Here is a 22,073-nt window from a genome sequence, read left to right on the forward strand (position 1 = left end):
AAAACAAGAAGCCGGTCATAGGAAATGAGGTTAAAAGTGAAAGGAAAATCGCAGAACAGTCTACTGGCTGGACTGCGGTATGCAATGGGTGTAAATATGGATAGAAGAAAAAGGTTGATTGAGTTTATTGATACAAAAGGAGACATCTACAAAAAGATTGCTGTCGATATACATGAGCACCCGGAAGTGAGTAATTATGAATTTTATGCCTGCAAATGTCTTTCGGAACAGCTGACACAGGAAGGCTTTGAAGTGAAAACAGATGTTGCGGGACACAGAACAGGCTTTTTAGCTGTATACCGGTCAGATAAACCGGGGCCGGTATTAGTTTTTCTGGCTGAATATGATGCGTTGGAAGGTTTGGGGCATGGCTGCGGCCACAATCTCTTCGGAGCAACCTCTTTATTGGCGGCTGCTGCATTAAAGGAGGTCATACAGGAGGCAGGCGGTGAAATAAGAGTATACGGAACACCGGGTGAAGAAGGCGGAGAAAACGGGAGCGCAAAAGGAAGCTTTGTAAGGGAAGGTTATTTTAAAGATGTAGATGCTGCCCTGTGTGTACATCCCGGGGCAAATACCCATAAGTTAACGGGAAAATCCCTTGGCTGTGCACCGGTGGATATTGAGTTCTGGGGGCGTGCAGCTCATGCCGCCGGCACACCGGAAAAGGGGATTAATGCCTTGGATGCAGTAATACAGGTCTATAATTCCATCAACGCGTTGAGGCAGCATTTATCAAGCGACGTCCGTATTCATGGAATTATTACCAACGGAGGGGATGCCCCTAACATCGTTCCGGAATATGCCAAAGCCAAGTTTTATCTTCGTGCGGCAACAGCGCCGAAACTGGAAGAAGTTTATCAGAAAGTTGAACATATTGTAGAAGGAGCTGCTCTGGCTACAGGAGCAAAAGGACGTATGCAGCCATATCAGAACAGGGTAGAAAATACCATTCCCACACCCTCCTTTGACACAGTGTATGAAAAAAACCTAAAACTCTTCGGGGAAATTATTACACCCCATGAAAAGAACGGCCCGTTAGGCTCCACAGATGTGGGAAATGTATCCCAGGTAATACCTGTTATACAGCCTCATATAGCAATTACTGACGTCCCCGTTCCGGGGCATAGTGAGGAAATGAAAGCAGCCGCATGCTCGGAGAAAGGACTTTCTTCTGTTTTACTGGGAGCAAAAGTTTTAAGTTTTACAGCCCTTGATCTGATAGAAAATGAGGAGCTACTATCTAAAATTAAAGCGGAACATAAAAAATGCCTGGAAGAGCAAATCTGATATAGTGGACGGATGGTTATCAGAAGTTTGCGGGTTATCTGCATTCATTAGGAATGTAGCAGGAAAAAATGCAGCAGGGACTGGGAAAGACCAGTCCCTTTTTGTGATGTAAAGGATAAGTCATTAATCTTTGCCAACGTCGGGCGGCATCTTCCAGGGGAAAGGCTGTCCGCTTTTAATCTTACAAATTTGTTAGTTTAGCGTAAGGAAAATCTATGGCTGCATAATCTTTTCGTTGTTATACTGAAGAAGCAAACCACGAAAGGAGTGATTTTAATGAAAAATAGAATATTTAAAATTAGTGTATTGGCACTTATTATAATCAGTTTCATTGCCGGTATTGTAAAAGTATCACCTACTATATATACCGGATATGAAATGTATAAGACTGCAACAAAGGCAGTTAGTATTTCGGATAAGATTATGGAACTCAAACAAAAAGAAAATTATATTACATTTGATGAGATACCGGAAGAATATAAAAAGCAAGTGATAAAATCAGAGGACAAACGGTTTTATTATCATGTTGGTATCGACCCGATTGCTACTGCGAGAGCTGTCGTAAACGATGTTATTGCCGGAAGCTTTGTACAAGGGGGCAGCACCATTACCCAGCAGCTTGCAAAAAACATGTATTTTTCTTTTGAAAAGAAATATGAGCGAAAGATTGCAGAACTCTTTGTTGCCTTTCAACTTGAAAAGAAGCTTACGAAGGATGAGATACTGGAACTTTACTGTAATATTGCATACTACGGTGAGGGCTGTTATGGCTTGAAACAAGCGGCAAATCATTATTATGGCGTTAATCCTCTGGCATTATCAAAAACACAAATCAATGCACTTGTATGGACTATCAAAAGTCCGAATAACTACAATCCTAATGTTTGCCAAAAGGTATTAAATGCTGGCTGATGGCGGAATTGGAGCCCTCTTAAGTTTGTTTTAGCCATGAAGAATTTCATTCTTAAGAAAAATATATCTCTTGATTAACGTAATAAAATAAGTTATACTAAGCCAGTAAATGTATTGATATAGCTGAACTTTATCGGATATCACTATACTGTATGAATATACAGATGGGAAGATAGCAGAATGGAAGAGTAACAGCTTATAATGCATAGAATAAGACTTCTAAAAGAAGTTACATTAGATAACAGGAATATTAAAAATATATAGTCTTGACCATGTAAACAGAAGCGGCAGGAACTAGAAATTATTCCATTTTACATTGTATAGAAACAGATAATTGGATAATATATAATTTGGTTCGATATCGGGCGCTTGTTTGCTGTACAGCAGTTTTTCTGCTGTGTAAACAGGTGCTCTTTTTTCGTATATAACCATTGCAACGGCAGTAAATAGCCGAAAAAGGGTTTCATGGTCTTGGAAAAGGAGCTGGGAAGAGAATGAAAAATACGGTGTCTACAATATTAGAACAAAAGAACAGGAAAGACAAGATAACGATGCTTACAGCATATGATTATTCTACAGCAAAACTAATTGATGAAGCGGGAGTTAATTCCATATTAGTTGGAGATTCCTTAGGAATGGTAATGCTCGGATACGAAGATACATTATCCGTAACCATGGCGGACATGATTCATCATACGGCAGCAGTTGCCAGGGGGTGTAAAGACGCATTTATTGTGGCAGATATGCCGTTTATGTCATATCAGACATCCATTTATGATGCTGTCTTTAATGCGGGGCGTCTTATGAAGGAAGGACGTGCTCATGCCGTAAAGCTTGAGGGAGGGGAGAAGATGTGTCCTCAGATTAAAGCAATTGCAGAGGCTTCTATCCCTGTAGTTGCACATATTGGACTAACACCACAATCGGTAAATGCCTTTGGCGGATATAAAGTTCAGGGAAGAGACGAAGAAGCGGCAAGGCAGCTGATCCAGGATGCAAAAGCTGTGGAGGAAGCAGGAGCATTTGCAGTTGTGCTGGAATGTGTGCCGGATAAGCTGGCAAGTTTAATTACGGAATCAATCCATATTCCTACCATCGGAATTGGAGCCGGCGCAGGCTGCGATGGGCAGGTTCTGGTTTATCAGGATATGCTTTCTATGTACGGTGGGTTTAAGCCGAAGTTTGTTAAATGCTTTGCTGATGTGGGTGAAATGATGACAGCTGCCTTTAAGCAGTATATCAAAGAAACAAAGGCTGGTATTTTTCCGGGAAAAGAACATGCTTTTAATATGGCAGATGAAATAATCGAGAAATTGTATTAAGAGAAGAGAGGGAGATAAAAGTGAAAGAAAATACAAATATGAAAATAGTTAAGACAATAGAAGAAGTTCGGCAGTGTGTAAAGGAATGGAGAAGAGAGGGTTTAAGTATTGGGTTTGTACCCACAATGGGATATCTTCATGAAGGGCATCAAAGCTTAATTAACCGGGCCGGGGAAAATGACAGGGTAGTAGTGAGTATTTTCGTCAATCCCATGCAGTTCGGTCCAAAAGAAGATTTGGCAAGCTATCCAAGAGATTTGGAACGTGACAGCAGATTGTGCAGGGATAATGGAGTGGACTTAATTTTTCATCCGGAGCCGGAGGAAATGTATGACGCCGGTTTTTGCTCTTATGTGGACATGTCCGTACTTACGGAGGAACTTTGCGGGATAAGCAGACCGGTACATTTCCGGGGTGTATGTACTGTTGTTTTAAAGTTGTTTAATATTGTTACTCCGGACAGAGCCTATTTTGGAGAAAAGGATGCACAGCAGCTTGCTATTATAAAACGTATGGTTAAGGATTTGAATCTGAATGCAGAAGTAATTGGCTGTCCGATTGTTAGAGAGTTTGATGGATTGGCAAAAAGTTCACGCAATACTTATCTGAATGCGGAGGAGAGAAAAGCAGCACTTGTTTTATACGGCAGCATCCGGCTTGGAAAGAAGCTTATAAAAGATGGTGAAAGGGATGCGGCTGTTCTGATAAAAGCCATGAAGGAATTTATCCAAAAAGAACCGTTGGCGAAGATTGACTATCTAAAGGCAGTGGATGCAATGTCCATGAGGCAAGTGGAGAAACTGGACAGGAAGGTTTTGGTTGCAATGGCAGTAGTTATCGGAAAGACCAGATTAATTGATAATTTTACATTTGAAAGGAATTAATCTACTATGAAGATTACAATGTTAAAAGGGAAAATACACCGCGCAACAGTAGGGCAGGCGGAACTTGATTATGTTGGAAGTATTACGGTAGATGAAGATCTGTTGGATGCGGCAGGTATCTTAGAGTATGAAAAGGTACACATTGCAGATATTAATAACGGTCAGCGCTTTGAAACCTATACAATTGCCGGGGAACGCGGTTCAGGTCTTATCTGTCTGAATGGTGCAGCGGCAAGATGTGTACAGGTTAATGATAAAATTATTATTATGGCGTATGCCAAACTTACACCCAAAGAAGCTAAAAAACATAGGCCAAGCGTAGTCTTTGTAGATGGCCATAACCATATTGTCCGAAAAACCAATTATGAGAAACATGGATTATTGAAGGATATGTGCGATACGGAACAAGGATAGAGAGGATAAGACGATGCATTTCGGCGATTGAAATTAAGCCAAATGACACTTATTTATGAAACGGCCGGAAGTCGTTCCTGGCATCCGACCCACTTAGTTGCAGCCCTTGGAGAATGGGCAGTGTCCATAAGGAAGCAACTTCCGAATACTAAAACAACGAGATAGACAGCCGACAGACGAATGTATAAGCCTATGAAATAAAAGAAAATTGGACAACAGATTTTTAAAGATGATGATTGACGGATATGCCGTAAATGTTGACCTTGCGCCTGTAAAAGAACTCTTATCACTGCAACGCCGAAGCGTGAATAATCTTTCTCAAATCGCTAAGTATGCAAGCGTGTGCACACTTGCCCTGCTTGCCGGTTAGCGGAAACAACGAATAGCACAATATAGCGACCATAAAGTATTGTGAATATGAGAATAGACTTCTTGTTCTAGTTTTCGTATAAGGTAGCTATATCATGTATTCTACGCTTCATTTCTGTGCGGATATGTAACGGCTCTAAACACTCGCATTTATCCCCAAAACTGAAAAGAATATTGTAGTAGTAATCGTTCTCTATGAAAGGAAAACTAACAATGTAATGCTCATTACCGTCAGGCGAAAAGTGTTCATAAGTGCAAAAATCAAGTACCCTGTCCATGACAGATTTATGAATACGAATTTTGATTTTTGTTTGCATAGTTGCCAAAATATCAGTAAAATCTAACTGCGGTTTTTGATAATCTCGTGGTGTAAAAAATTCCTCTTGTATTTGTAGGTTTGATATGCGAGATATTTTGAATAAGCGAAAATTATTTCTTTTAAGGCAATACCCTTGCCAATACCAATCGCTATTTTTCAATACAAGCTGATATGGCTCGGCTGTTCGTGCAGTTTTGTTTCCATAACGGTCTGTATATTCAAATGAAAGTAGCTTGCTTTCCTGTAAAGCTGTCTTGATAATTTCTAAATATGGTTGTATGTTCCTGTTGCCCATCCACGGACTTAAATCTATGTAAATTTGATTTGCTTTTAATTCAATATCGTTTGCTTTGTCGGCTGGGATAAAGCTTTTAACTTTTGCAAGGGCGTTTGCCAGTTCATCCCCTCGTATCATAGTAGAAAGATTGGAAAGCCCCATCAGGATAGCGGAAAGGTCTGCAGTCGAAAAAACTTTTTTATCAATCTTGTATTTCTGCATGATTTCAAAGCCACCGCCAACTCCCGGTGCAGAACAAACAGGAATACCTGCCATGTTAATAGTGTCTATATCACGGTAGATTGTGCGGGGTGAAACTTCAAACATATCTGCTAACTCTTGTGCTCCTATCCGCTCTTTTTCAAGGAGTATCATAATAATGCTAACAAGCCTGTCAATTTTCATCTGACAGCCGCCTTTCAATTTTTCAAAATTTCTTTTTATCATTATAGATTGTGTCCATACTATTGTCAACAATTACATGGTACAATAAAAAAGCGAACAAATCAATCTACCTATCAAGAGGAGACACTATGCAGAAAAAAGCTTTGGTAATAATAGATATTCAAAATGACATAACAAAGAATTACAAGGATATAATTGACAATATCAATAAAGCTATTGATTGGGCAGTCAATAATAATATTCATGTTATTTATATAAGGCATGAAAATTTATCAGCCGGCACGAGGACTTTTAAACCCAATACATATGGGGCTGAATTAGCTTCAGACTTGAAAATGGTATCAAAAAATGTTTTTACTAAATACAAAGGAAACGCATTAAGTAGTGAAGAATTTACAGACTTTATTAGTAAAAATGAAATATGCGATTTTTACATAACAGGAGCAGATGCTGTTGCTTGTGTTAAATCAACCTGTTACAACTTACGCAAAGCAAATTATGGCATTAATGTCTTATCAGATTGCATTACCAGTTATGATAAAAGGAAAATTGACGAAATGCTGCGCTATTATGAAAGTAAAGGCAGTAAAATCATTAGTTTAAATGACTTGTTACCTAATCACATCTTTGAAAGCACAAAACATTAATTAGAAACATAATGAAAATGGAGGAAATTTATGTTTACAATCTATGTTTACGTTCTTGATACTTTAGCCGACTGGGAATTGGGGTATGCTATTTCGGAGCTGAATTCTTGTCGATTTTTCAAAAAGGGTGAGCAACGTGTATCGCTCAAAACGGTTAGTTATTCTAAAGCGCCAATCAATACAATGGGTGGGCTGACAATAATTACTTAATTGATGATATTGTTGTGAGTGAAACAAGAATGTTACTATTACCGGGTGCAGCTTAAAGCGTAATCCGGATCTTTTCGGGGATGGCAGACCTGTGCCTGCGGAATGGTAATTTGATAAATTTTTAGATTAGATTTTAAGATGGAGGCGCCGAGGGCACCTTTATTTTGTTGCTTCATAAAAGTATAAATATCTTGCAGCGGCAATCAGACAGGGCGGCAGAGGATGCCAAATTGTGAAACTGGTACAAACTTGTCATTTAGCACAAACTTCTACATTGTATTAAGCTTATGGGCATGAAATAATAAAAGTGGATAGTTAACTTTTTATTAGAATGGAGAAGTATATGGAGAAATGGGCGATGTTACCAAAAGTTAAGGAATACGAATATCTGGAAGGAAGTTTCACCTTTGATGAAATAGCAGTAAATACCAATCTGGATAAGGAATTATATGGGGTATTGCATACGGTATTGGGTGAGATTTTATGCCATGACGGCAAATATAATCTGGAATTGCAGGAATCAGAATTAGGAGAGGAAGAATACAAAATACAAATAACCCGGAGTGGAATCGTTATTCAATATGGCAGCCTGAAAGGACTTTTCTATGGAGCAATTACACTAAAGCACTTACGAAAGCAGTTTGGTGTATCAATACCCTGCATGAAGCTGCGGGATTATCCGGATGTGCCGGTAAGGGGAATCCTGTATGATATCAGCCGCAATAAGGTACCCAAATTAGAAACATTGTACTTATTAGTTGATATGATGGCAGATTTAAAATATAATCAGTTACAACTATACGTAGAAGGTCTGTCTTTTGAGTATGAAAGTTTCAGAAGCTACTTAAAAGAAGACTCTTATATCAGGAAAAGTGAGATTGTATCCCTTAAGGAATACTGTAAGAAACGCTTTATTGAATTAATACCCAATCAGAATACATTGGGGCATATGACGGATTGGCTTAGTATTGATGAGTTCAGGAGATTGGCGAGAAATGCAGAGGGAGAGATGGCATTTGGCAAAATGCAGCGTCCGGGAACTTTAGATCCGGAGAACAGAGGAAGTGAGGAATTTGTTGAATGCCTCACCAATGAGATGCTTCCCCAGTTTGAAAGTCAGTATTATAACGTGAATCTGGATGAAACTTTTGGTATTACAGAGCATGGATTATACCAGAAGTGGATTCTTAAAATGTATGATATCTGCAAAAAGCACGGAAAGAAAATGATGATGTGGAGTGATATGGTCATAAGCTTTGCAGACGGTATAGATGCGCTGCCGGAAGACATCACTTTTCTTGATTGGGGATATGAGGATCATTATCCTTTTGATACGGAGTGCCAAGAACTAAAAAAGAGAAATCTGGACTTTTATCTGTGTCCGGGAACCAGCTCCTGGTGTTCTATTGCCGGAAGAACCGATAACATGATTCAGAATGTAGATAAAGCAATTGACTGCGCTCACCGTTATGGTGCAAAAGGAATTCTTATGACGGATTGGGGTGATGCAGGACATTGGCAGGCATTCCCCATATCCTGGCCCGGATTTGCATATGCGGCAGCAAGGACCTGGAATAAAGAAGCTGTTTCTCTGAAAGAACTTACGGATTACTTAAATGATTTCATTTTTGAAGACAGCAACGGGCAAATGGGCGAGCTTTCCCTGATGATGGGAAGAATCTGCCGTTTTGATGATTTTAGGTTACTTAACGGCAGCTTGTTTCATCATCAGCTGGTAATGGGATTATGCTCCAAAGAGGAATTTGAAGACTACGTTCAGTACTTGCGAAACTGGATGATTCCATATGCTAAAAGATTTTATGAGGATGGCGGGAAAGAGCTGATTGAACAAATTGAGTGCGGGAAAGCTTTTGATTATGAGGGCATTAAGAAATATATAGACTCCATGAAAGTAATGGTAAGACAGTCTGATATGAAACGAAAAGATTCCCTGTGGACGAAATCAGAATATGAACAGTCCCTGCTGTTGTTGGAACTGGCAGCAGAAATCCGGCTTTACATAGAAAGCCAGTCTCTGCTGCAGAGGGAAGAACGTCTGGAAAAGCTTGCGGGCTTAAAGCAGCTTGTACAGGAAAGTAAGGAATTATTTATGAAGAACTGGATGAACCGGAACAAAGTGGGAGAGCTTGAGAAAAGCGAGCAAATGTTTGAGCAGATTATGAGGCAGATAGCACAGTCAGAGGAGAAATAGAGCAGATGAGGAAGAAGAATATTGCCAATCGCATTAATATCAAGTCAAAAATGATGAGTATGGTCGTGATTGCAATACTCGTTCCCCTTGCATGCCTGATTTTCTTCTCTGCTTTTTATCAAAAAGAGGTAATTGAGCAAAAGCGGAAGGCTGAAGTGGAATCACAGATGAAATATGCTCTGGGGTTATCTGTTCAAAGATTTCATACGGCAATAAAGCTGTCTAAGGATATTACCTATGAAGAGAAGATAGAAGAATATGCAGAGTTGCTGCAAAAGAATAAGATTAATGAATCCCTTTCTTATAAGCTGATTACAGCAGCTTTAAAAGATAAATTCTATTTAAGCAACGAAATATTATTTACGGCTGTTTTACTGGAAGCAAATAAAGACCAGATTTACTCCATAACAGCAGATGGCTATCACGAAATAGATCATTATATTAAAAGTGTCCACCCTTATATAGAAGAACAGACAAAAGATCTGGGAAGCGGAGTCTGTATCTATGTAAGAGATAAGAAGATCTATATTATACGTAATCTGATTTCTACAAAGAACTTTAAAAAATTCGGTGTTATTATAAACCAGGTAGATACGAAAAAGTTCTTTAAAGAACTGCTGTCAAATGAAACCTTTAAAGACTGGATTGAAGTTACTATTAATCATGAGAGTTTTCAGTTACAGGATGAATATAAAGATAATATCTCTCTGGAAAACAAGCTGCTTACCTTTCACTCCGGTTTAGAGGATGAACAGGTCTCTTTAGCCTGTAATGTCAAAATAGAAAAAGAAAAATTAATACAGGAAGAGACTTTTTTTGTAAGGGGTGTGACGATCAGCGTTTTTCTCATTATCCTGTGTATTTCCTTTGTCCTTTTCCAGACTTATGCCAGCATTGTAGGTCCCATCGTAGAATTAACCGGAGCATTAAAGGAAGTGGAGCAGGGAAATTGGGGGCTTACCCTGGCATCTGACAGGGAAGATGAGCTGGGAGTATTAATGCGGGGATTTAATGAGATGTCTTTAAAGATAGAATATCTCATTGACTGTGTATATAAAGAGGAGCTGAATCTTAAAGAGGCTAAAATCAAAGCACTGCAATCCCAAATCAATCCCCATTTTGTCAATAATACATTAGAGATTATTAACTGGAAGGCCCAGATGATAGGCGGGACGGAGATATCAAAAATGATTCGTGCCCTAAGTGTAATCATGCTTGCAACCTTAAACCGCAACAACAAAAAAATGGTTACCCTTATCGAAGAAATCAGTTATATGGATTCTTATCTTTATATTTTAAAAAGGAGGTTTGAAGACAGGATTACCATAGTGAAGGAGATTGAGGAAGAACTTTTGGAATGTGAAGTTCCCATCCTGATTATCCAGCCTTTGCTGGAGAATGCCGTAGTACATGGAATCGAGCCGGCCAAGGGCGGAAAAATCATAATATTAATTAAGAAAACAGAGGAAGAAATTCTAATCAGCATTGCTAACGATGGAAAACTTCTGACGAAAGAAGAAGAGGAAAGAATCGTAAAAATGCTATGCGGGGAGGTAGTACCCAATAAGCAGCACAGTGTCGGAATCGGAAATGTAAATGAAAGGATAAAACTCATTTATGGTTCCAGATACGGTTTGACCATTAGTAAAAATCAACAAAGCATGACGGAATCTGTTATAAGAATACCATTAACGTGCACAAATAACTCCAAGAAACAACAGGTGTGTCCGGTTGAAAACCAGGGAGAAAAACAATAGAATTATAGCATCAAAAACACAACGAGGAGGTATTTATGAAACGAGTATTTAAAAAAGTGTCATTGCTGCTGGTAATTGTATTGATTTTGGGGACGTTATCAGCCTGTTCCGGAGGGGAAAAAGACACTTCTGCCAACCAGAATGGGAAAGAATCCAAGGAAGCAGATACAAAAAATGAGGTTACGAAGATCAAACTAAAGACAGTGAGTATGTTCGGAGCAACCGACCCGGCCTTGGAGCATTACAACCAGATGATTAAAGATTTCCAGGCTAAGTATCCTAACGTAGAGGTAGTGGATGAATCTTCTGCTTCCAACGAAGAATGGAAATCTAGAATTAAGGCCGATTTTGCAGTGGGCAATGAACCGGATGTCATTCTATATTTTACGGATGCAAACAGCCATGGGCTGATTGAGAGTGGAAGCTTTGTGGATCTTAATACAATCCGCAGTGAGTTCCCGGATTACTGCAAACATATTTATGAGCATGCCTATACCGCCGCACCTGACGGAAAGCAATATGCAATCCCAACCCGTGGATTTTACGAAGCACTTTTTTGTAATAAGGATTTGTTTGACCAATATAAGTTAGAGCTTCCTACAAACTGGGATAAATTATTGACGGCAGTAAATACCTTTAAAGAAAACAATGTCGTACCATTTGCAGTCAGCTTTTCCGATGTTCCTCACTACATGATAGAACACCTGGTTTTAGCCGCAGGAGGAGTGGAAGACCATAGAGTTGTACCTGGTTCCTTGGATCAGATACCGGCAAGCTGGATTAAGGGAATGGAACAGTTTAAGACTTTAAGTGACCTGGGAGCTTTTCCTGTAGATGTTAATTCCACTACAGATGCTCTTTCCGCTGAATTGTTCTACAATAAACAGGCGGCCATGAGAGTGGATGGTTCCTGGTTCATGGGCGGTATCACCGATAAGGAAAATGTCGTGACAATGCCTTTCCCGTCCATGACAAAGGATAACAGCAAGGACATTATTGCAGGCTTTACATCCGGCTGGTATATCACAAAAAAGGCATGGCAGGATGAATCCAAAAGACAGGCTTGTGTTGATTTTGTAGAGATGGTTTCCTCACCGGAATTCCTCCAGAAAATTACTTCTGTTGCACCTTGTGAAATACCCGCTCCGGAAAACATGAGCTTATTGGATCAGACCGGCTGGGATACCTTTGTTAATGCAAAAGACAGAGTGGACCTTCCCATTGACTCCAGAATTACCGGCGAGGCATGGTCATCCTGGTTGAATTCAGTAGGCAACATGGTGGAAGGGACAAAGCAGCCCAAAGAAGTGATAGAGAATGCAATTACTATTTTTAACAGCACAAAAGAATAACTGAATTACATTAAGGGGGCCGTCGCAAAATGAAATAGAAATACCGTATTCACCAATAGCCGGTATGGAAGATTCATTTGGCGACAGCCCCCGTATATTATATGAGAATAGAGGGAAAAAGAGAGATGATTTATCGAAAGAAAATAAATTTACTCTGGCTTTTAGGTCCTATGGTTTTTATCATGATTACCTTTTTATACTATCCTTTTGTATCAAATATCTGGAACAGTCTGTACAATATTGTCGGATTAGGCGGGAACCGGGGAGAATTCTTAGGTGTCAGAAATTATCAGAAGCTTTTTGAGGATCCAAACATACTGATTGCTATTAAGAATTCAGGAATTATTATGTTACTGACAGTGGTGTTCCAGGTTGGAATCGGACTTACTTTGGCTATTTTAGTGGACAGCGTGAAGCGCTTTAAGAAATTTTTTCAGACAGTATACTTTTTTCCAATTGTGATATCGGCAACTGCAATAGGCCTTATGTTTAATTTATTTTACTCCTATTACGGAGGAATGCTGAATCAGATTCTAAATGCTATGGGGCATAATCCGGTTAACTGGAAATCCGACAGCCTGGCACTTATTATGATATCTGTTCCGATTATCTGGAGCTATGCAGGCTTTTATTTTGTATTATTATTAACCGGAATCAACGGGATTTCAGAAGATATCTTTGAATCGGCCATGCTGGATGGGGCAGTGGGGTTCAAAAAAGTATATTACATAACGATTCCCTTGTTAAAAAATGTAATCAGAACATGTATTATCCTTGCCGTTACAGGGTCATTAAAGGCCTTTGACCTGCCCTGGGTAATTGCACCTAAAGGCGCGCCCAAGGGACTTACCCATCTTTTGGGGACGTATATGTACCAGGTGACTTTTATAGAAGAAAATGTGGATTATGGTTCTGCAATTGCTTTTATGATTGTTGTTTTAGGAATTATTATTTCGCAGATTACTAACAGATTAATGAAACAGGAGCAATACTAGGAGCAGGTGAGCATGATATGAGAGAAGAAAACAGGAAAAAGAAAATACTTGGCAGTGTTCCAATTTATATTATATTATTGTTATGGGCGGCTACCACCATATATCCATTTATCTGGTTAATCCTTAATTCATTTAAGTCTTCCAGAGAGATACTGAATTCCTCTTTTAACCTGCCGCAGAATTTTAGCTGGTTAAATTATATAAATGCCTTTGGAAAGCAGAATATTTTGAGGGCATATGGGAACAGTCTGGTAATATCGGGAAGCACTATGTTAATTGTATTATTGATAGGCAGTCTGGCCGCCTTTGCAATGACCAGATATCAGTTTAAATTTAAGAAAATTATTTACTTTATGATAGTGGGAAGTCTGATGTTTCCGGTTTTTGCGACTATTATACCGGTATTTAAGATGATAGTAAAATGGAATCTGGTGAACCAGTCTCTGGGAGTGATTATCCCTCAGACAGCCACTAATCTTGCATTTGCGGTTATTGTGTTAATGGGTTTTATGGACTCGCTTCCCTATGAATTAGAAGAAGCGTCTTTTTTGGAAGGAGCTTCTGTTTCCCGCATCTATACAAAAGTCATAGTTCCATTATCAAAGCCGGCGTTGGCTTCCGTAGCTATTTTCGTCTTTTTATGGTCTTACAATGATTTATTTACGCAAATGATAGTGCTAAGGAGGAGAGAGACCTTTCCTGTCTGTGCATTACTGAATGAAATCAGTTCAAAATACGGAACAGATTTCGGATTAATGACAGCATCTGTAGTGCTGGTAGTGGTACCTGTCTTAGTTGTATATATTTTGCTGCAGAAAAATATAGTAAAGGGACTGACGGCAGGTGCAGTAAAAGGCTAGGAGGATTTTGCATGTATCGTGTGGTTATAATTGATGATGAAGAGATTATCTTAAAAGGACTGCGAAGTGTTGTGGATTGGGAAAAATTCAACTGTAAGATAGCAGGTCAGGCGGATGATGGAATAGAGGGGATCCGGCTAATTGAAAAAGTCAATCCGGACATCATCTTCACGGATATCCGTATGCCTAATATGGACGGACTGGAGATGTTAGAACGTATTAAGCCACAGTTAAAAGAGAAGGAAGTTACCATAATGACCGGCTACGGAGATCTGGAGTATGCCAGGCAGGCAATTAAATATGGGGTTACAAGATATCTGTTAAAACCGTCTCAATTAGAAGAAATAGAGGAAGCACTTACATGCATGGTGGAAAATCTGGATGAGAGCAGGGGAGTAAAACGTGATAAAATTGACAATTATCTGGTAGAGCAGGTGCTGAAATATGTGGAATGCCACTACGATGAAAAACTTACTCTTTCAGAGATAGCAGACAAAAACTTTGTGAGCGTGTGGCATCTAAGCAAATTAATCAGTAAGTATTGCAATAAGAACTTTAAGGATATTGTCAATGAAGTGAGAATGAAGTATGCAAAGAAGTTCCTGTTGGAAGGAAACTATAAAGTGTATGAAGTATCAGAGAAAGTGGGAATCTATGATATCACATATTTCAGTAAGGTTTTTAAGCGGTATAACGGCTGTACTCCCAACGAATTCAGAAATCAGGCCAAGTCAGATACAGGAAAAAATATAAGATAAGTACTAAAGGGATTGGCGTATAATAGTTTTGAATTGTGCAATATGTACGAAAAAAATATTAATTTTTTGGTTAAAGTTTTTAAAGATTTCTCTTGATTCTTTACGTAAGAATTGGTATTATACCTATATAAACAATTTACAGTAAAATGTACAAAGGGGAAACATGGATAAGATTCAAGCGGTACTTATGCAAAAAAACGGTCTGGTATTAATGTATTTGGCCCAAACTCTTTTGGCAAAGCAGGAAGGCGACAGGATGGAAACTATCATCAATATTGCCGATGAACTGAAAGTCGGAAGAGGTACTGTGCAAACAGCTCTCAAGAATCTGCAATCTTTTGGAGCCCTGGATTTTGAGACAAGGGGTCACAAAGGCAGCATAATAACCCAGATAGATTATGGCATTTTAATGAAAATCAGCGGAATTAAGAATCTTGTGGGAGTTATGCCACTGCCTTATTCAAAGAGATATGAGGGATTAGCAACAGGAATCTACAAGACTTTAAATAACAAGGATATATCGGCGAATCTGGCATTTATGTCAGGCGCCGAGCGAAGAATTAATTCCCTGTTAGACGGAAGATACGATTTCTGTATCATGTCGAAGCTGACGGCCAGACATTATATGGATGAACAAGTTCCTATTGAGATAATTGCGGATTTGGCGGATAAGACATACGTAAATGAGCATACTCTCATTGTGAATCACGATTTTAAGGACTTTTTTGACGGTATGCGAATTGGTGTTGACCATTCTTCCTTTGACCAGGTAGATATAACCCACAGATATTTTGAGGGGAAGAATATCACCATTGTGCCTATTAAATACAATCAGATTATTGAGAGTATTAGAAATGGTACCATTGACGGTTCCATCTGGAGCCTGGAAGAAAATATTATCAACAATATTGATTTGAAATGTATTGATATTAACCAGGCAACCGGAAATAGGGAGAATACCCAGGCTGTTATTGTAACAAGAGCCGATGAGACAGGGATTAAGAATTATTTCAAGCGATTTTTTAAATCGGAACGGGTGGAACAAATCCAGAAGGATGTAATAGAAAACAAAATAATGCCTAATTATTAGATTAGGCATTATTTTATAAAAACAATTTACAATAAACTGTACATTGTATAAAAGGTAAAATCAGGGAGGAATTTTTATGGAGTTAATGGAGCGTATAAGGCTATTGCAGGAATACGGCATGATGGATGAAACTGCTTTTGAAGATATTCTTACCATTATAAAGCTGTTTAAAGAGGAGTATGGGATAGAATTAACAGAAAAGAATGCGGGCATTATGATTACCCACATGTCATCGGCCTTTCACAGGAATGTAACGGGAGAAGAAATTGATGCCATGGATGCCGGTATCGTGGAAGAAATAAAACAAGTACCGGAGTATGCAAAAGCAGGGCAGATTCTTGTTTCTATTGTATCCGGCATAAAAAATAATTTATCCAAAAAGGAAATGGAGTATTTCTTAGTTCATATATGTAATCTTTTAGCCAATACTAACTAATCAATATATAAGGAGGAAGGAAATGAGAGTAGCAATTGGAGGAATGAAGAAGCCGGAAATGGAGGCTGCCATTAAGAGAGCGGATTCAACCATCGAGACTGTTATTACAACAGATATCGGAGCCGTTCCTATGCTAGAGAGCGGGGAGGTGGATTATTACTTTGGGGCCTGCGAAAGCGGCGGGGGTGCTGCAATTTCTATACTAATCGGAATGATAGGTTATGGAAAATGCTGTACGGTAGCAAAAAATGGCGGACAGGTAAACCCGGAAGTCATTCAGAAGTTTATTAAAGATGGGAAAATTGTATTTGGTATGGCACACGATTCCATTGAAAAGGCAGTGCCTGTTTTAGTGGAAGCACTGATTAACGCACAGTAGGAGGAAGATTATGTTGGGAGAATTAACGGTATTTAATGTAATATTAGTTACGGCATTATGCGCATTTACAGCATTTTTATCACACATGGGTATGGCAGTTTTTCATGATGGATTACGCCCGGTAATACCGGAATTCATTGAAGGGCGAATGAAGCGAAGTGAACTTAGTTCCATTGCCTTTGGACTTAGTGTTGGTTTTATTGCTTCTGTTGGTATTGCACACACCTTGCCAACGGGTATCTTAAATCCCTGGCTGTTGTTTTTAACAACGGATATTCTGGGAGTTATTGCAACAAAGAAATGGCTGGCACCCATTCTTGGAGGCGTCTGGGGAGCCCTCACCATTACATCTTTAGGAGTAATTAATGCAGCGCTTACAGGACTGCCGGTAGACTTAATCGGTTCCATGGGAGCATTAAGTGATCCGATTGTCTCTGCTTTTGCACTTTTCCCGCTGGTAGCTATCTTTACCCAGTTCGGAGCTAAAAAGGGTGTGACGGCTACGGCAATCACATTAATCATCAGGCAGTTGGTTGCCAGCTTTACAACGGTATATCCGGAATCCATCCAGGTCTTTGTAGGAGTGGTATTATTAATTGTTTTCGCTATTCTTAATGATAAGAAGAATTCTGCTAAAACCAGTGATGATGAAGCCAATGTATTTTCAGAAAGAACAGCCAGGATTAAGAAGAATGTGATATGGCTTATGATTGGCGGAGCTTTAATTGCAGTAGCCTGTAATGTGGGTGTTTTTGCAGGTTCCGATGTTTCTATCTATACCCTTGCAAAAGCTCACAAGGCAACAGATCCGGCCGTTGTCAATGCTTTGACACAGCAGGCTTCTATCGCAGAGTTTATGCGCGGGCTGGGCTTTATTCCGCTGATAGCAACAACGGCTATTACAACGGGTGTATATGGTGTTGCAGGTCTTACATTCATTTATCCGGTGGGGTATTTGATGCCAAATCCGGTTTTTGCGGCAATAGGCGGAGCAATAGTGATTTTCCTGGAAGTATCTTTATTAGGAGTAATCGGTAAAGTATTGGGCAAATTCCCTTCCATCAGGGCATCCTCTGACAACATCCGTTCTGCCATGACTACGGTAATGGAGTTTGCATTATTAATCGGTGCCATCAATGCAACTGTTAAGATGGGCGGATACACAGGTTTCTTTATCGGAGCTATGATTTACTTTATTAATGAATTAACAGGAAGAAGAATCATGAAGATGGCAATTGGTCCGGTAGCTGCAATCGCAACAGGAATCATCTTAAATGTGCTGTACATAGTTGGCCTGTTTCGGATGTAATCTTCCGATAATCTATGGGGCAATACAAGTAATTGCCCCATAGAAATATGAAATGAAGAGTAGTGTAAAAATTAAAAAGCAATGTTCACTTTTTATCCAGGCAGTATCGCAGGCAGGCCTGCGATATGCATGACTACGGGGGTTAGGTTGAAAAATAAATTTTTCAACTACGTATTCAGCAATATCAAATCAAAGATTTGATATTCACAAAAGGAGTTAGAATGATAGAAACGGTAAATGGAAATGTGACTGAACTGGGAATTACAATGTGTCATGAGCATTTAATAATAGATTTAAGAAGAGTCCGCCAGGATGAAGATTCCTATATAGCAGACACGGATTTGGCGGTTCGTGAGCTTTTTAAGGCGAAAGAACTTGGAGTTGAGACAATCCTTGAGGTCACCTGCAATGATATGGGCAGGGATGTTAAAAAGCTTCAGGATATCGGAGCAAGGACGGGAATGAATATTATTTGTTCCACAGGGTTTTATCTGAAAGAATACCACACGGACTTTGTGATAAATGCAAAAACCGAGGAACTGGAAGAATTATTTATCAGGGAATTAAGTGACGGAATCGATAGTACCGGGATAAAGGCCGGAATTATAGGCGAAATTGGATGCAGTAAAAAGGAAATAGATAAAAATGAAGAAAAGGTGCTGACTGCTTCCGGAAGGGCTTCCCGAAGGACAGGTGCGGCGGTAACTACCCATTGCGATATGGGACTTCTGGGGAAAGAACAGTTGGATATTTTACTTAAAACAGGCATGGACAGTAATAACATTATATTGGGTCATACCGATTTGACAGGTTCGGCTTCTTATCAGCTTTCCTTACTTAAGGCAGGTGCCAATATAGCCTTTGATACCATTGGCAAGCAGGCATATTTATCCGATGAAAAGAGGGCAGAATGCATCTGTGATTTATTGGATAAAGGCTATGAGGACAAGATTTTACTTTCCCAGGATGTATCCAGGAAGTCTTATCTGAAAGAAAACGGCGGTTCTGGTTACTGTATGGTCATGGAAAGCTTCCTTCCTCTTTTGTTAAAAAAAGGGGTAAGTGATTCCGAGATAAAGAAAATGCTGATAGATAACCCTAAAAGAATATTGGAAATGGGGTGAGAAATTGTTCTTAGAAACGTTAACCAAAAGAAACCGTGAGTTAATTGCATTTGCGGACAGCTCCCATAAAAAAGGGGAAATACAGCCGGATTCCTATATTCTAGATATAGATACCATTTTGTATAATGCAGCAATTATAAAGAAAGAGGCAGATCAATACGGAATAGAGTTATTCTTCATGTTAAAGCAGATTGGAAGGAACCCGTATATCGCAAAAAGATTAGTGGAGCTTGGATATAAGGGGGCTGTGGCAGTTGATTTCAGGGAAGCACAGATTATGATGGAACATGGAATACCCATTTGCCATGCAGGTCATCTGGTGCAGATTCCAAGGATGCTTTTGAAGGAGTTCCTGGAATACGGAATTGAATATATAACGGTTTATTCCCTGGAAAAGGCACAGGAAATCAATGAGATTTTAAAAGAAAGCGGAAAAAAACAGAAAATATTACTGAAGTTTGTGGATGAAGCCTGCATGATTTATCCTTCACAGGAAAGCGGCTTTCAAATCGGTGAAATAGAAACTATCACAAAAGAACTGTCAGGGCTAAGTTCTGTTGAAATAGCCGGGGTGACGGCATTTCCGGCATTTTTATACCAGGAAGAATCCCAGAGCATAGAGATACTGCATAACTGTGAAGTATTAGAAACAGCTGCCAGGTATCTGGAGGAACACTTTAAACGAAAGATAGAAAGAAATCTTCCCTCCTGCAGTCAGAAGTCTCTGATGAAGACTATTCATGAGAGGAAAGGAACCCAGGCGGAACCTGGGAATGCACTGGCAGGAACTACCCCCAATAATTTTGACGGAAGTGCGGAAGAGATACCAGCCATACTGTACCTTACGGAAATTTCCCATAATTATGAGGGGAAAAGCTACTGTTATGGAGGCGGATTATATTCCAGAGGGAAGGCAAAGAAAGCACTGGTTTGCAAAGAAGATATACAGGAACTGGTTGATGTAAATATGCCATGTTCCGAAAATATTGATTATTATTTTTCATTAGAATATGAGGGAAGAGTATCCAGTACGGTCATTATGTGTTTTCGTACCCAGATTTTTGACACCAGAAGTCAGGTGATACTAGTAGAAGGACTTAGGGAACATGCACCAAAAATTATAGGAAGATATGATTCCCAGGGAAAGCTTTTAGGTTAGATCGAAAAATAAATTTTTCGACTACGTATTCAGGAATACCAAATTAATGATTTGATATTCAGGAAAGGCAGGGCTATTAAAATGAATAAACGCTGTATTGTAATTGTACTGGATGGACTTGGAATCGGCGAAACAGAAGATGTAGCCAAGGTAAGGCCTCAGGATAGAGGCGCCAATACATTAAAGAGTATTCTTAATCATGGAAAGGATTTGAAAATTCCGAATCTAACCAGATTGGGTTTGCTGGAAGCATTGGCTTACGGGGAAGAGAAGGATTATAGTAATTGGGATTATTCGGCCTTTTCCAGAATCAGGTTTGCCCATTATGGAGCAGACACCTTTTTTGGACACCATGAAATTATGGGAAGCAAGCCAAATAAGCCTATACCTCAAAGATTCAATGATACCATAGAAAGTGTTTATAAAGCGCTTATGGAATCCGGCTATCAGGTAGAAAAGATAGGGGAAGACAAGGAACAGATACTTCTGGTTAACAAAATTTTAACCGTGGCAGATAACATAGAGTGCGATTTAGGCTCTGCCTTTAATGTTACGGCAAGTCTTGACCATATTCCATTTGAGGATGTTGTTAAAGCGGGGAGGATTGTAAGAAGTGCCGTAAAGGTACCAAGAGTAATTGCATTTGCAGGAAGAGGAATCAATATTGAAAGAATACTGGAGGCTAAGGAATATAAGGGAGAGTACGTGGGTATTAATGCTCCTAAAAGCGGAGTGTACGATAATGACTACCATTGTATCCACTTAGGGTTCGGCATTGATGCACAGGAACAGGTTCCCCATCTTTTGAGCAAAAAAGGAATTGATACCTATCTGATTGGAAAAGTGGCAGATATTATTGAAAATAAGGAAGAGAATACATTTTCCATGGTACCGACGGCAAATGTACTTGAAAAAGTATTGGAATTAATGGATAAAACAGGTTTTATCTGCGCCAATGTGCAGGAAACAGATTTAAGCGGTCATGCCCAGGATGTGAACCGGTATGCCTCCGTACTGAATATTGCTGATGAGTATATCGGTAAAATTATTCATAAAATGACAGAAGAAGATGTACTTATGGTAATTGCGGACCATGGAAATGATCCGATGATTGGACATTCAAAACATACAAGGGAGTATGTCCCCTTATTAATCTATGGACAGCCCTTAACCAGAAGAGGAAAGATTATGCAGCAGGATACTCTGGCAAATGTCGGTGCTACCGTATGCAGCTTTTTTGAGTGTGAAGCTCCTGTGTTTGGTAATGCCATTATAATATAAATCACATTTTAGTAGTAAGGGAGAGACTTTAATGGAAAAAGTAACTGTAACCGTAGTAAACGCTGTTGGATTGCATGCAAGGCCGGCAAGCCTTCTTACAAAGTTAGTAAAGGGCTTTGAATGTGATATTGAAGTTTATAAAAATGGAAATGACAATAAAAGACATCAGCCGAAAAGTATTTTATCAATTATGGCTTTAGGCGCTGTGCAAGGGGATAAACTTACTTTTGAAGCTAAGGGCAAAGATGAAAAAGAAGCAATCAAAGCCATTGAAGATTTTGTCAGGAACGGATGCGGGGAATAGGAGACAGC

At 39.4% G+C, this 22,073-nt stretch carries 22 protein-coding genes; 21 read left to right on the plus strand and 1 reads right to left on the minus strand.

Features of this window, described 5'->3' with window-relative positions; genetic code table 11:
* Positions 1 to 36: 36 nt before the first annotated feature.
* From BUF11_RS01930 to panD, 5 genes are all read left to right on the plus strand, one after another.
* Entirely contained in the window at positions 37 to 1,290 is a 1,254-nt protein-coding gene (locus BUF11_RS01930) for a M20 family metallopeptidase (protein ID WP_330393832.1), read from the plus strand.
* Between the two features lie 276 nt (positions 1,291 to 1,566).
* Complete coding sequence (locus BUF11_RS01935) at positions 1,567 to 2,202, plus strand: biosynthetic peptidoglycan transglycosylase (RefSeq protein WP_073587114.1); 636 nt, start codon at positions 1,567 to 1,569, stop codon at positions 2,200 to 2,202.
* A 494-nt stretch (positions 2,203 to 2,696) separates the two neighbouring features.
* Complete coding sequence (panB, locus tag BUF11_RS01940; protein ID WP_073587115.1) at positions 2,697 to 3,524, plus strand: 3-methyl-2-oxobutanoate hydroxymethyltransferase; 828 nt, start codon at positions 2,697 to 2,699, stop codon at positions 3,522 to 3,524.
* A 38-nt stretch (positions 3,525 to 3,562) separates the two neighbouring features.
* Positions 3,563 to 4,408, plus strand: coding sequence for a pantoate--beta-alanine ligase (gene panC, locus BUF11_RS01945; protein ID WP_073587868.1), 846 nt, complete (start codon positions 3,563 to 3,565; stop codon positions 4,406 to 4,408).
* A 6-nt stretch (positions 4,409 to 4,414) separates the two neighbouring features.
* On the plus strand, positions 4,415 to 4,822 hold the full coding sequence (gene panD, locus BUF11_RS01950; RefSeq protein ID WP_073587116.1) for an aspartate 1-decarboxylase: 408 nt from the start codon (positions 4,415 to 4,417) through the stop codon (positions 4,820 to 4,822).
* 437 nt (positions 4,823 to 5,259) lie between these two features.
* Here the strand turns inward: panD and BUF11_RS01955 are convergent, their stop codons facing one another.
* On the minus strand, positions 5,260 to 6,192 hold the full coding sequence (locus BUF11_RS01955) for a helix-turn-helix transcriptional regulator (RefSeq protein WP_073587117.1): 933 nt from the start codon (positions 6,190 to 6,192) through the stop codon (positions 5,260 to 5,262).
* A 128-nt stretch (positions 6,193 to 6,320) separates the two neighbouring features.
* On the opposite strand from BUF11_RS01955, the gene BUF11_RS01960 reads away from it, so the two are divergent.
* From BUF11_RS01960 to BUF11_RS02035, 16 genes are all read left to right on the plus strand, one after another.
* Positions 6,321 to 6,839: a cysteine hydrolase family protein gene (locus BUF11_RS01960; RefSeq protein WP_073587118.1), complete on the plus strand. Its 519-nt coding sequence runs from the start codon at positions 6,321 to 6,323 to the stop codon at positions 6,837 to 6,839.
* Positions 6,840 to 6,869: 30 nt separating this feature from the next.
* Positions 6,870 to 7,049: a type 1 glutamine amidotransferase family protein gene (locus BUF11_RS01965; protein ID WP_330393834.1), complete on the plus strand. Its 180-nt coding sequence runs from the start codon at positions 6,870 to 6,872 to the stop codon at positions 7,047 to 7,049.
* A 343-nt stretch (positions 7,050 to 7,392) separates the two neighbouring features.
* Complete coding sequence (locus BUF11_RS01970) at positions 7,393 to 9,261, plus strand: family 20 glycosylhydrolase (protein WP_073587119.1); 1,869 nt, start codon at positions 7,393 to 7,395, stop codon at positions 9,259 to 9,261.
* 5 nt (positions 9,262 to 9,266) lie between these two features.
* A complete protein-coding gene (locus BUF11_RS01975) occupies positions 9,267 to 11,018 on the plus strand; it encodes a sensor histidine kinase (protein ID WP_073587120.1) in 1,752 nt (583 codons plus the stop codon).
* Between the two features lie 35 nt (positions 11,019 to 11,053).
* A complete protein-coding gene (locus tag BUF11_RS01980) occupies positions 11,054 to 12,370 on the plus strand; it encodes an ABC transporter substrate-binding protein (protein WP_073587121.1) in 1,317 nt (438 codons plus the stop codon).
* Between the two features lie 125 nt (positions 12,371 to 12,495).
* Positions 12,496 to 13,365: a carbohydrate ABC transporter permease gene (locus tag BUF11_RS01985; protein ID WP_073587869.1), complete on the plus strand. Its 870-nt coding sequence runs from the start codon at positions 12,496 to 12,498 to the stop codon at positions 13,363 to 13,365.
* Between the two features lie 17 nt (positions 13,366 to 13,382).
* Positions 13,383 to 14,225, plus strand: a complete 843-nt coding sequence (locus BUF11_RS01990) for a carbohydrate ABC transporter permease (RefSeq protein ID WP_073587122.1) — start codon at positions 13,383 to 13,385, stop codon at positions 14,223 to 14,225.
* Positions 14,226 to 14,236: 11 nt separating this feature from the next.
* Positions 14,237 to 14,983 carry a response regulator transcription factor gene (locus BUF11_RS01995; protein WP_073587123.1) on the plus strand — a complete coding sequence of 249 codons (747 nt, stop codon included), beginning with the start codon at positions 14,237 to 14,239 and terminating at the stop codon, positions 14,981 to 14,983.
* A gap of 163 nt (positions 14,984 to 15,146) precedes the next feature.
* Complete coding sequence (gene yhfZ, locus BUF11_RS02000) at positions 15,147 to 16,073, plus strand: GntR family transcriptional regulator YhfZ (RefSeq protein ID WP_073587124.1); 927 nt, start codon at positions 15,147 to 15,149, stop codon at positions 16,071 to 16,073.
* Between the two features lie 76 nt (positions 16,074 to 16,149).
* Entirely contained in the window at positions 16,150 to 16,509 is a 360-nt protein-coding gene (locus BUF11_RS02005; RefSeq protein ID WP_073587125.1) for a PRD domain-containing protein, read from the plus strand.
* Between the two features lie 22 nt (positions 16,510 to 16,531).
* Entirely contained in the window at positions 16,532 to 16,888 is a 357-nt protein-coding gene (locus BUF11_RS02010; protein WP_073587126.1) for a DUF2620 family protein, read from the plus strand.
* 10 nt (positions 16,889 to 16,898) lie between these two features.
* Positions 16,899 to 18,197, plus strand: a complete 1,299-nt coding sequence (locus tag BUF11_RS02015) for a YhfT family protein (RefSeq protein WP_073587127.1) — start codon at positions 16,899 to 16,901, stop codon at positions 18,195 to 18,197.
* 221 nt (positions 18,198 to 18,418) lie between these two features.
* Entirely contained in the window at positions 18,419 to 19,321 is a 903-nt protein-coding gene (locus BUF11_RS02020; RefSeq protein ID WP_073587128.1) for a phosphotriesterase family protein, read from the plus strand.
* A 4-nt stretch (positions 19,322 to 19,325) separates the two neighbouring features.
* Positions 19,326 to 20,480 carry an alanine racemase gene (locus tag BUF11_RS02025; protein ID WP_073587129.1) on the plus strand — a complete coding sequence of 385 codons (1,155 nt, stop codon included), beginning with the start codon at positions 19,326 to 19,328 and terminating at the stop codon, positions 20,478 to 20,480.
* 81 nt (positions 20,481 to 20,561) lie between these two features.
* Positions 20,562 to 21,761, plus strand: a complete 1,200-nt coding sequence (locus BUF11_RS02030; RefSeq protein WP_073587130.1) for a phosphopentomutase — start codon at positions 20,562 to 20,564, stop codon at positions 21,759 to 21,761.
* A 31-nt stretch (positions 21,762 to 21,792) separates the two neighbouring features.
* On the plus strand, positions 21,793 to 22,065 hold the full coding sequence (locus BUF11_RS02035) for an HPr family phosphocarrier protein (protein ID WP_073587131.1): 273 nt from the start codon (positions 21,793 to 21,795) through the stop codon (positions 22,063 to 22,065).
* Positions 22,066 to 22,073: the final 8 nt, after the last annotated feature.

It is taken from the genome of Anaerocolumna xylanovorans DSM 12503, assembly GCF_900143645.1.
GTDB lineage: Bacteria > Bacillota > Clostridia > Lachnospirales > Lachnospiraceae > Anaerocolumna > Anaerocolumna xylanovorans.